The organism is Cupriavidus basilensis, from assembly GCF_000876015.1.
GTDB classification, from domain to species: domain Bacteria; phylum Pseudomonadota; class Gammaproteobacteria; order Burkholderiales; family Burkholderiaceae; genus Cupriavidus; species Cupriavidus basilensis_B.
Genome location: NZ_BBQM01000025.1, coordinates 35,073 through 44,779 on the forward strand (window position 1 = coordinate 35,073; position 9,707 = coordinate 44,779).

The 9,707-nt window shown below is 56.9% G+C and carries 20 protein-coding genes; 2 read left to right on the top strand and 18 right to left on the bottom strand.

Going from position 1 to position 9,707, the window contains the following annotated elements; all coding sequences use genetic code 11:
* The first annotated feature begins 62 nt into the window (after positions 1-62).
* The gene (locus tag KF708C_RS27500) at positions 63-1,031 is read left to right on the top strand and encodes an SOS response-associated peptidase family protein (protein ID WP_059414618.1); all 969 of its coding nucleotides are present in this window, start codon (positions 63-65) and stop codon (positions 1,029-1,031) included.
* Positions 1,032-1,040: 9 nt separating this feature from the next.
* Here KF708C_RS27500 and KF708C_RS34975 read toward each other — a convergent pair whose 3' ends face one another.
* The 13 genes from KF708C_RS34975 to KF708C_RS36040 form a co-directional block, all read right to left on the bottom strand.
* A complete protein-coding gene (locus KF708C_RS34975) occupies positions 1,041-1,343 on the bottom strand; it encodes an H-NS histone family protein (RefSeq protein ID WP_082079966.1) in 303 nt (100 codons plus the stop codon).
* A gap of 258 nt (positions 1,344-1,601) precedes the next feature.
* A complete protein-coding gene (locus tag KF708C_RS36020; RefSeq protein ID WP_156173978.1) occupies positions 1,602-1,991 on the bottom strand; it encodes a hypothetical protein in 390 nt (129 codons plus the stop codon).
* A gap of 46 nt (positions 1,992-2,037) precedes the next feature.
* Positions 2,038-2,478 carry a hypothetical protein gene (locus KF708C_RS27505; RefSeq protein ID WP_059414274.1) on the bottom strand — a complete coding sequence of 147 codons (441 nt, stop codon included), beginning with the start codon at positions 2,476-2,478 and terminating at the stop codon, positions 2,038-2,040.
* 786 nt (positions 2,479-3,264) lie between these two features.
* The gene (locus KF708C_RS27510; RefSeq protein ID WP_059414276.1) at positions 3,265-3,927 is read right to left on the bottom strand and encodes a DUF4145 domain-containing protein; all 663 of its coding nucleotides are present in this window, start codon (positions 3,925-3,927) and stop codon (positions 3,265-3,267) included.
* Positions 3,928-3,936: 9 nt separating this feature from the next.
* Positions 3,937-4,113, bottom strand: a complete 177-nt coding sequence (locus tag KF708C_RS36025; protein ID WP_156173979.1) for a hypothetical protein — start codon at positions 4,111-4,113, stop codon at positions 3,937-3,939.
* 18 nt (positions 4,114-4,131) lie between these two features.
* The gene (locus tag KF708C_RS27515) at positions 4,132-4,506 is read right to left on the bottom strand and encodes a hypothetical protein (RefSeq protein WP_059414278.1); all 375 of its coding nucleotides are present in this window, start codon (positions 4,504-4,506) and stop codon (positions 4,132-4,134) included.
* Between the two features lie 9 nt (positions 4,507-4,515).
* Entirely contained in the window at positions 4,516-4,731 is a 216-nt protein-coding gene (locus KF708C_RS27520) for a hypothetical protein (protein WP_059414280.1), read from the bottom strand.
* A gap of 15 nt (positions 4,732-4,746) precedes the next feature.
* Positions 4,747-5,133 carry a hypothetical protein gene (locus KF708C_RS27525; RefSeq protein ID WP_059414282.1) on the bottom strand — a complete coding sequence of 129 codons (387 nt, stop codon included), beginning with the start codon at positions 5,131-5,133 and terminating at the stop codon, positions 4,747-4,749.
* Between the two features lie 11 nt (positions 5,134-5,144).
* The gene (locus tag KF708C_RS36030; protein ID WP_156173980.1) at positions 5,145-5,384 is read right to left on the bottom strand and encodes a hypothetical protein; all 240 of its coding nucleotides are present in this window, start codon (positions 5,382-5,384) and stop codon (positions 5,145-5,147) included.
* The gene (locus KF708C_RS36035) at positions 5,371-5,670 is read right to left on the bottom strand and encodes a hypothetical protein (protein WP_156173981.1); all 300 of its coding nucleotides are present in this window, start codon (positions 5,668-5,670) and stop codon (positions 5,371-5,373) included. The genes KF708C_RS36030 and KF708C_RS36035 overlap by 14 nt, the downstream gene beginning before the upstream one ends.
* Positions 5,671-5,682: 12 nt before the next feature.
* Entirely contained in the window at positions 5,683-5,829 is a 147-nt protein-coding gene (locus tag KF708C_RS36540) for a hypothetical protein (protein WP_197090437.1), read from the bottom strand.
* 227 nt (positions 5,830-6,056) lie between these two features.
* Entirely contained in the window at positions 6,057-6,614 is a 558-nt protein-coding gene (locus tag KF708C_RS27530) for a hypothetical protein (protein WP_231586610.1), read from the bottom strand.
* Positions 6,611-7,117 (bottom strand): hypothetical protein, encoded by a 507-nt coding sequence (locus KF708C_RS36040; RefSeq protein WP_156173982.1) that lies wholly within the window; start codon positions 7,115-7,117, stop codon positions 6,611-6,613. The genes KF708C_RS27530 and KF708C_RS36040 overlap by 4 nt, the downstream gene beginning before the upstream one ends.
* A gap of 111 nt (positions 7,118-7,228) precedes the next feature.
* On the opposite strand from KF708C_RS36040, the gene KF708C_RS36045 reads away from it, so the two are divergent.
* Complete coding sequence (locus tag KF708C_RS36045; RefSeq protein ID WP_156173983.1) at positions 7,229-7,438, top strand: hypothetical protein; 210 nt, start codon at positions 7,229-7,231, stop codon at positions 7,436-7,438.
* A 194-nt stretch (positions 7,439-7,632) separates the two neighbouring features.
* Here KF708C_RS36045 and KF708C_RS34980 read toward each other — a convergent pair whose 3' ends face one another.
* From KF708C_RS34980 to KF708C_RS36055, 5 genes are all read right to left on the bottom strand, one after another.
* Positions 7,633-7,920, bottom strand: a complete 288-nt coding sequence (locus KF708C_RS34980) for a hypothetical protein (RefSeq protein ID WP_082079968.1) — start codon at positions 7,918-7,920, stop codon at positions 7,633-7,635.
* A 16-nt stretch (positions 7,921-7,936) separates the two neighbouring features.
* The gene (locus KF708C_RS34985; protein WP_082079970.1) at positions 7,937-8,407 is read right to left on the bottom strand and encodes a hypothetical protein; all 471 of its coding nucleotides are present in this window, start codon (positions 8,405-8,407) and stop codon (positions 7,937-7,939) included.
* Positions 8,408-8,452: 45 nt separating this feature from the next.
* Complete coding sequence (locus tag KF708C_RS36050; protein WP_156173984.1) at positions 8,453-8,608, bottom strand: hypothetical protein; 156 nt, start codon at positions 8,606-8,608, stop codon at positions 8,453-8,455.
* Between the two features lie 202 nt (positions 8,609-8,810).
* Positions 8,811-9,122, bottom strand: a complete 312-nt coding sequence (locus tag KF708C_RS27540) for a hypothetical protein (protein ID WP_156173985.1) — start codon at positions 9,120-9,122, stop codon at positions 8,811-8,813.
* Positions 9,091-9,699 carry a hypothetical protein gene (locus KF708C_RS36055; RefSeq protein ID WP_156173986.1) on the bottom strand — a complete coding sequence of 203 codons (609 nt, stop codon included), beginning with the start codon at positions 9,697-9,699 and terminating at the stop codon, positions 9,091-9,093. The genes KF708C_RS27540 and KF708C_RS36055 overlap by 32 nt, the downstream gene beginning before the upstream one ends.
* Between the last annotated feature and the right edge of the window lie 8 nt (positions 9,700-9,707).

The window sequence follows — 9,707 nt, forward strand, 5'->3', positions numbered from 1 at the left end:
GGCTCATGCCGATAACTGGCATTATCGGCATGGCGCTGTTCTTGGGCGCTCAGGAGGCAGATATGTGCTATTCGGCAAAGATTGCGGCGGACCTTCGTTGGCTGGAACGAGAATATGGCGCCACTCTGAGCTTGCCCCTGTTCGCCGAGTTGTTCCGGCACCTGAAAGCCGGAAGTGGATGGCAAAAGGTGCCCAAAACGATGCGGGCCAGTTTCCAGGCCCCACGCAACGATCTTGAACGCGAGATCGCTGGACTGATCGGGGAGGGCCAGCGAGCACAGACCAGTTTCTTCGAGACAGAATTATTCAAACAACGGTCCCGCCTGGCCTCCGCAGAGCGTTCTCTTGCCGTCAAAGCAACGAAGAAAGCCGAGAGCGACAAGCGTATTGCGATCGAGAAAATCGCCGCGGCCCAGCGCAACCTAGTAGACCTGCAGCGCGTCGAGCAAATGGACTCGGACTCCAGAATTTTCCCCGGCTACTACGCTCCGGTCATCGTTGCGAATAACGGCCAGCGGACGATCGTGCCGATGCGCTATCGGTGCCGGCTCCCCGGTTGGACGGAAGCGATGGAGCGGCAAAAGCCGGGCACCTATAACGCTCGCATGGATAACCTGGAAAGAGCCTGGGGAAAGCTCTTTGGCGTGCAGCACGGAGTTCTCGTCGCCAATGCTTTTTTCGAGAACGTGACCCGCCACAGGATGGAGCATCGTGAGCTCGCGGCCGGGGAGAAAGAACAGAACGTTGTACTGGAGTTCCAGCCGGAGCCTCGGCGGCCGATGCTGCTAGCGTGCCTATGGTCCTTCAGCAAATCGGAGGGGGAAGATCCGGACCTATATTCGTTTGCGGCCATCACCGATGATCCGCCGGCGGAGGTTGCGGCCGCGGGCCACGATCGATGCATCGTGCCGATCAAGTCCGAGCGTCTCGATGCTTGGCTCAACCCGAAGCCGGGCGACCTCGCTGAGCCATACGCGATCCTGGCCGATCGGGCTCGCCTTTTCTACGAGCATCGTTTGGCAGCAGCTTAGAAGAAACGCTTATTCCTTGATCAGAAAGCGTTCGCGCTTCTTATCTGCGATCCAAGCCGGCGCGCGGCCGCGGCCGCTCCATTCCGCACCGGTTTTGGGATCGCGATACATGGGCGGAACCTTGGGCTTAGCGCCGGCCTGTCCGAGTTTGCTAGCTGTTCCGAAGACCTGCTTTACTGTCAGTCCATACGTTGCGACTTTCTCGCGCACATCGGCAAGGACGGCCGCCAGTTCCTCCTCACGTGCTCTTTCGGCTTTGGCTTCCAGCTCGAGGAGTTGTGCCTTCAGGTCTTGGTACGTGCTCGTTGCCATAAATTTGCGTTTTGCGTTGGTAGGAATGCGGGATTATACGGAACTGTGAGATTGGAAGAAAACAGCGACAACCTACGACGCCTTAATCAAGGGAGATTATGGCGGTCTGCTGCACGCCGTGCTTGGTGACTTCGTGCCGATAAAAAACCAGATCGACACCCCGTTGGTTGCTGTGGGCCACATGAAGCGGGCTGATTTTCACAGTTTCCACTCTGTTCAAACCGGGGGATCATCCTGTCACAGTGAACACATTCACCTTCATGTCGTTGCCGGCAGGTAAGTGATTTGGACCCAAGACCTGTCACTTACCGCTGCGAGAAACTGTGCTTCCGGACCATCGTAGCGAATGAACGAATGGAAGGTTTGCTGCGTGACATCCCACAGCCGCCCGGATGCGTCACGCACGACAGAGTGTGCATCGAATATGGCACCACTTTCTACATTCCCCGATACGTGTAGCCAGCCGCACACAACTGACCAGGTCGGGTGTAGACGTACCCATTCTTCGGCATTGTCGTGACAATGAGAGGGGCGTGGCGACCAGTCGATCGGGCACGGTGTCACATAGTCAATGTGCTCGGCCTCGGCGAGCTTGTGCGCAAGAGCGGCCGCCATTTCAGCGGGGGTCGGGTAGGGGCGGGTGGCCATGTTTTCTGCACAACGCTGGCCGTAGCCAGCTGCTTCGTTGCGTCGATCAGGTTCCTGCCGGCGTTTGCAGTCCGAAGAATCTCCGGCCTGGCCTAAAAGCGACCAGGATTGCGGCCGAGACTACGGCTGCGGTCAGGTACATATGCCTGAGCCATCCGCTCGCCTCTGCTACGGCCTTGTCAATCGGGACCACCTTGAAAGAAGGCGATTTGCAGACGACCGAGGGGATTCCCTTCGTCTGCCCTACAGCCTGATCTGTGCACTGGGACACCAGCACGCCGCCGGCCGGCGCCGGCCGAACCGAGGTCTCTGCCCAGTGATAGATTTCCGCGATGGTCGCCTCGACAGGCGAATCACCGGTAACGGTCATCATCAGCAACGCGGCGCCAGCGAAGCTAGCCGGAATCACTACGCTCGCTTGGAATAGGCGCCAAAGGGTGTAAAGCGACGCGGTGATGACGTCCCGCCTCGACAGTGTAGTTTTCATCTAATCTCTCCTAACAGGGGCGAGCACCTTTGCCCGCATAGGTATATCGCCACGACATCGGGAAATCGGCAAATCTGTTACATATTTCTCCGCCACGCGTGCGCCGTAGTCTCTCGTGATCGATCCAACTCTCCGGTTGATGGATTATACGCTAGCATAAGCGCGGCAAAATTACCTGTGGTCAGAGCGATCGAAAAGATTTTTTTCATTGCTAGGTGTGTGGTTTTCCGCTTATTTGGGTAGTGTCGCTAGAAACACGTCATGATGCGTTTGAACACAGGGGTGCCCGTGGCGAATCATGCCCTGCAAATACGCTATCCGCAAATGCCCTTCAATTAGCTGGTACGGTTCGCAGAACGGTTCGTTTCCTTCCCTAGGGTGACGATAACGTCCGGCCCCGTGAGCAACGATCATCGGGGTCGGAGTCGTACCGGCCTCCAACATCGTCCTACCTAGCCATGTCTCACGCCTGTCGCGTCCTTCAAGGAGATCGTCTCCCCAACGTGCGAGCGTTTCTGGCCATCTCCTTACGTGCCGAATCTGAAGAATCGCGTTGCAGTCGAGTGACTGCATCTCGTACTTCCAGTTCAGAGGACGTAGCGGTAGCCATGCCTGAAAATCCTGCCAGTGACGGTATATCCAACTCTCTACAACCAGCTCGGGCACTGCCGCAAACTGCTTGGGCCAGCGCTTGTAGTAATCCACAAAAGGCTCTACAGCACTTGATCCCCAACCGATTGGCTCGGGAATGCGGGCATCTGCACACATAACCACTTTTCCGATGGATTATTTGTCGCGCTGAGCTATGCCAGCGAGTTTCTTCGCTGGAAGCGACTGATATAGCGCACTGATCTTGGCCGGCTCTGTGATCATTCTGTCGACGATGAGATTGATAAGCACGAACAGCGACACCGCCACGTCCCCACTGTCGCGTATGTCCATCTCGCCAGGGTGTACTGCCTCGTTTCCGATTACGCGAACAGTGTCCAACGCTTGCTGCAACTCCGCCGATAACCCTTTCTTGACCAGCTCTCCTATATCCTTATTTATATCTTTGCCCGGTTCACCGAAGTGCCTACAGAGCTTCTGTATTACGAGCCTCAGCAAAGCGGCCGCCCCTCGCGGTGAGCGTCGCATTATCTCCCTTGCCTCAAGGAAGTCGGCCTCGCAATCGCTGGGGAGATCCGGGCTTGGCAGCGGAGCAGCGGATTCGGTCGGGAAGACCTGCACTACTGGCCCGGGCTCTTCCTTGGCCAGCCGGCGCATGAAAGAGTCTTCAACGAGCCAAACGGCGTCCTTCTTACACTTTGCGCAGCACGCCGTCCAAACGACGCTGTACTCGTTTGCGTTCAGCAACAGATTGCGCCACTGCATGTGAGCAAAGGCTCCACAACGTGGACAATCGAACGCATCCTTCTGAAATTCAGGAGCCACCAATTCCGATTTCATTTAGTTTTCCTATTCCTCATCCGGCAAAGTGCTGGGATCATCGTTCGCCTGCTCGTTCAGTTCCTTGCATGCCTTGCTCGACAGCGGAATGGTGACGCAGTTGAACGACACGAAATCGTCGCCAACCTGGTCGGCGCCGGCATCTTCGAGCAGCTGCTTTGCCCGCTTGTTGAGCCGATATCCCATGCGTGCTTTTCCGTCCGGTCATTTATTCGGTGCTCGATGGATGAAGAAGAGCACCATCGCAACTACCCCAGTCACAAAACCCGCGAGCGTCAGCGGCACCTCTGCTAAGAGCGACCCCGAAGCGATCCACGCGCCGAACCAGAGAACGCACGACAAGCCGGCCCAGCGCAACGCAAGTAACTTCGCACGAGGCTTTAGCCACTCGTAGTTGACCGCGCGATTTTGCCGGTCTGAGTGGCGGACCCAGACATCGACCGCATTCCGGCTAGCGTCTCCGATCTCCTCGCCCCAAACGCCCGCAGCCTTGATATCTGCGTGCAAGGCGTCGGTCGACTCGCGCGACACCCGCTTTGGGGGCAATGGGGTGAAAAAATTGAGCAGCGCCCTGATCATTTGCTTTTCCTATGCCTTCTCAATCTCGAAATTCGTTGCGGCGTAGCTGACGTTGCACGACCAGATCTCTTTGCCGCCCTTGTAGAACTTGGCCAACCCGCTCGAGACAACAACGTCAGCCTCCGGAAAAACAATAGAGTGCCCATTGGCCGCAGCTGCGAGGAAAGTTCTCTCCTTGCACCTGGCGACGTACTGACCGTCCTTGAGAGTGAGGTTCCTACCCATGTATGCTTTTCCGAGTCAGTGCCTGACCGTGGGTTGGGTAGGCGTTCCCGGTGCCTCCTCCTGAACCGTGGCTTTAGCCACCATTGCGAGCGCGACATCAACGTCCTCGCGCCTCACCTTGCCCGTAGCAATCAACATATCGATAACCCGTGCGTCTACGCTCGCTGCTTCTTTGAACGGGTCTTCTCGGGACTTTGCAAGCACCGCCGCAGACGCAGGCGCGATCTCGGGCATGGACTCCATGCCCAGCAAGACCATCTCGATCTGCCGGCGCGACGGAGTATCCTCATGCCGCTCGGTCAGCGTGAAGATCCTGTGGAGAATCACACTCAACAGGTCATCGTTGATAACCGTCCCCTTGGTGGAATCTGATTCCCTCGGGAAGATAGCATTGGCTGTCATCTGTTTTTCCTTTACGACTGGTGTTGTTGTACCAATGCAAGTTGAATGCGTTGGGCCGTTTCCTCTACCAAGGCCGCCAACTCACGCACGGCTTTCTCACTTGTGACGCCACGCTCGGTGCAATAGTGTGCCAAGGCATCGCCGCAAGCTTTGGTGATGTAATCCGGCAGCGCGATCCGGTTTTCAACTGCGACAACACGCTTCAAACTCTTATGCGTCTTCGGCTTTTCCCATTTGTCAGGTTCGGCCAAGGGCTCGATACTTTTGCCCGTCTTCCGCAAGTGCCAGCAGTTCCGGTAGGGTATTGATCGCTGCGACCACCAGCGCCATATCTCGGCCGGAGAACTCGCGCGCAATCCCGTCATGCACCGCTCCAATTGCCCGCACAGATTCCATGAAGGTCCTTGGCTCCGGGCTGTGCAAATGCTCAGGCAGGACGCAGATGCGACCGTTCTCTTCCTTACAGCAGTGCCACTGTCCCGGCCGATGGTCTGCACGATCCATCAGTTCCTTCAATCGAGCAATCAGATCTTCCATCGTTTTCCGATCTCAGCGGGAAGGCTTGTAGAGGGCGAGCAGGCCCATGAAGACGGCCGCGCCAATCAATGAGCTAGATGCCCCGATGCCTGCGCATGTGGCCGACCCGATGATCAGGACGAGGCTGAGAGCGTTGTCCAAAGTTAGCTTTGAAAGCATCGTCTTCTCCTACTCGTAACGCTTGGTCTTGCGGTTGTACTTGCCGTACTTCACCTTGGTTGAACAGCGGGCAGTACGGGGATTCCTGCAGGGCATGCCCTTTTCGGCCGTCCAACCGCATGAGCACTGCTCCCAACAATCGCAGTCGCCCATCGGCGCAGCACACTTTGTGCATCGCATGTTGGCCTTACTGAACAAGGCATCGATTCCCGACATAGATTTTCCTCTCAGGTAGAGACGATAGGGATGTTCCAGCCGAGAAATGCTGCCCGGCCAGGCGCCTCGTCGACACCATGAGGGCGGCGATCATCGAAGATGAACCAGTCTCCCGTTGTCGGCTTGTGGCGAACCTTGCCTTGCCGGAACGTCAGGCCATCATTGTGCAGCACGACCATTAGAACCAGCCCCTCATCGTCGGTGTGCATGTCGACAGAGGCAGTCGCCACGAGAAGTTCCTCACGACCCCGGTAGCCACCAACAGCGCGGCGGTAGCCGTGCGCGGAGAGATCGGGGAGCCATGCGTCGCAATTACGGCTTGCCCAATTCGGAACCGTGTAGGTTTCAACTGGATCACCGCAGAACTCGTCTTTTTCAGCCGCAACGTAGAACTCCTCAGCCAACTCGCTCGAGAGCCTGATGACATGGTTCGGAATCGTGACAGAGCCACGAATCGTGCCGAGTGGCGGCGTGCCGCCCGCGGTGGCTGAGCGTGGCGACCTGTATCGATTCGGGAGTGCTGCCTGCTTAATGCAGGTCTCCGAGGCCTTTTTTTTCGTTCCGTTCATGACCCCGCCAACTCATGCAATTTCCGGCGATCGGCGAGCTGTTCAGCGTCGCAACCTTTCGAACCAGGCTCAAACGTGGCAATTTCGAGGAGTGCGGCAACAAGCTCGTCGAGTGAGGCACCTGTCAGACGCATTGCGATCCGATCTGCCAAGAATTCCTCGCCAGCGCGCGCAATGTCCGACCTGGACAACAGCGAGGACCAGCGTCGTCGGAAGTGGCCGCACTCATGCGCGACGGCAATCCGCAATAGCCGCTCATCCGCTTCCATCAGCATGCGAGCGGGGACGGAAATCGTGTTTGAAAAAGGCGCGTAGGCAATGTAGTGCTCCGCAATACGTGCTTTTGGTGGCTTTCGTTTACCGAGCGCCACAGTGAAGCTGTCGATCCATGATTGTGCTAGCTTGAGCTTCTGCAGCAGGCGGTTCTTCTGGTCTGCGGACAAGCCGCTGACCCAATCAGATGAACGGACAGCACTGGGCCGACTCTGCGTTGCCTGCGCCATCAACTACTCTCCCGTCGGGATCCGGCCCGTGCGTCGAAGGATAGTGGCTGTGAGTGCGCGAGCCCTATTGCGCTTGCACCGAAGTGCCCATCCTTCGACCACCAATGCACCGTGGCCATTTATCGCAACGAAGACGAGAAGCCAAACTGCCAGCGTCAGCAAGATGGATGTCATTTCGTTGAGCTTTGTATGGGGCTCGGGCAAGACCTTGCTCCACCCAGCCACCATGGTGCCAAAAGCGAGGGTCCCGCGCTGAATATCGACAATCAGCGCAAGTGGCAGCAAGATGGAAAATTGCCAGAACAGCGCGCGCTCAGCTGAGCTATCGTCAGTTGTGGAGAGATGCAACCAGGCTTTTGCCGCGCACATGGTGGCGACTAAGAGAAGGGCAATGGTCCAAAGAGTATGTAACATCGGACGGGTTCCAAGTTCTAATCAGAACGACGCTGGTGCGGCGCCGATACTTCAATGCGGTGAGGCTCCATTGTCAGGTCCACTTCCTATCGTGCGGTCAATCAATGACCGAAGCTTTTCCACTTTGGCGCGGGTGCCGAAATGGCTTTGGGAATGGGCCGCTTGGAAGGCTGGGTCACCAGCGCGACCACTGCGTTGTCGCAATCAGTCTGATCTTCCACGCTTGGCGAGATGTCTGCCTTCTGCTTGGCTTGACATTGCATGTCACGCTTCTTTGCCTCGTCAATGTGATCGGAGTACCAGGCCACCGTGTGGGCATGAACTGCGTGCGACATGAGCGAGGCCGCGACAGCAGCGACGCCCAGAGTCATCGCGAAATTCCTCTTCATTTGCTCTTTTCCGTTGTTAGAGTGGCAAGCCAGCGACGGAGTAAAGCCGCACTGCAGAGCGCGGAATGCCCAGGCGTTCAATTTCACCCTCAGTCTGGATAGGCAGGACCAAAAGTCGATGCATGAAGGCCCCCCCGTCGGGATCGACGTGAGTGCAAAGTCGCTCCACCAGTTCCCGATTCTGTTGAGGCTCATCCACGATCACAACATCGGCGCCGTTGAGATCAAACATAGGATAGTGACCTATCGCAGAACCCCGCACCTGGCCGTCAAATTTGACCTCTGCCTTCTCACGTACCAAGAGGGTCTGGTTGTCGACATACGCTACTCGCATGCCATCCTGAGCATGTGTTTCTTTCGTCCACTGCTTCAACGACGAGGTCTTTCCCGTTCGGCACCGACCAACGATTCCGAGAACCTTCACCGTTCCGAGACATTCGCTCACAAGATCCGCGACTATCGCAGGGGTCAAGATGACGTGATTCATTAGTTTTTCCAATTGGTGGTTATGCGGTAACTTTTTTTCGAACCCTTATTCTTGGGAAATCATCGCCCAAACGTTGAACATTAAAGTCGGAACCAGCAGCGCCAAGTAGTACTTATCCACCTCTCCGGTTGACGGACTGTACGCTAGTATCAGCGCGGCAAAGTTGCCGGTGGTTACTGCGATCGCAAGAATCTTCTTCATTGTGAAATCCCAGGTTTTCCTATTCGTGGTCTCTCAGTTCGGCGAGTGACACTTCCAACGTCTCGGCCGTGTCCGTGTGCAAATCGGCGGGTCCGACACCCGAAGGCATCTTGCGAGACTCTGCAGCGTCCCGCAGGACGTTAATCGCCAGTCTCAGAGCGCCAGCGATGGTTACGTTTGGCATGGGGGCTTTTCCGAGTTGTTAGCTGTCGGCCCACGCGGCTTTCATCTGTGCCCGGTCGGCGAGTTCTTCAGCGGTATATCGGCGCACCTTCTCGCCGTCGATGAGCCATTCGGTGCCGTCAGCCAGGCGCGCTGAAATCGCGCCTGGCTTGCCCAACACGGCGTACGCACGAACAGCATCCACGACGGCCGGAGCCGAAGGGTCGACCGCGCGAATCGCCGCTTCAGCTTCGACAATCCAATCCTTATGCAACTGCGCGAGTTCCGAAACTTCCATGATCTTCGCCTTCTCCATGGCGTTATATGGCTCGAAGGCTGTACGTGCGGCCATGTGGGCCACCGATTCGGAGTTTGTCGTATCCATTCTTGGACACCGCGACGCCTTTGCTCACGGTGCCTACTTCTCCGTCGACAACAAACACACCTTCCGTTGTTTCGACCTCTGTAAACCGCTCGCTGCTCAAAAGCCCGTTAGCAACGGTAGTGCGGATCGTTACAAGCTCTCCCACCGCCTTGAACTGTTGGCGTGCTTGCTCAGCTTTATCCGCAGCTTGTCGTTCCTCCTGGTACTTCTTCCAGCCGACAAGTGCGATGCGAGCGGCCACGCCTCCGGAGACACCGACGATGCAAGCTAGTGCGATGTACCCGAGAAGGCCAGCCAAGTAGTAGTAGAGAACTCCCGCAGGCCCGCTTCCGGTTGGGCCGAACGCAACATCGATTGAGCCGCTGAGTTGGGCGCCAGCCGGCAGAATGCTATTCAACACAGAAATCGGTGAAAAGCTTGCCTCTCCCCGGAAAAACTGGATCGCCTGCCAGAAGCAGTACAGCATGCCGACGAAAGCCATCATCGAAATTGCGAGGCTCGCGGCTATCCTGGTCGCTGGTGTGGTATTCCTGGCGGAGTTCATATCGGCTT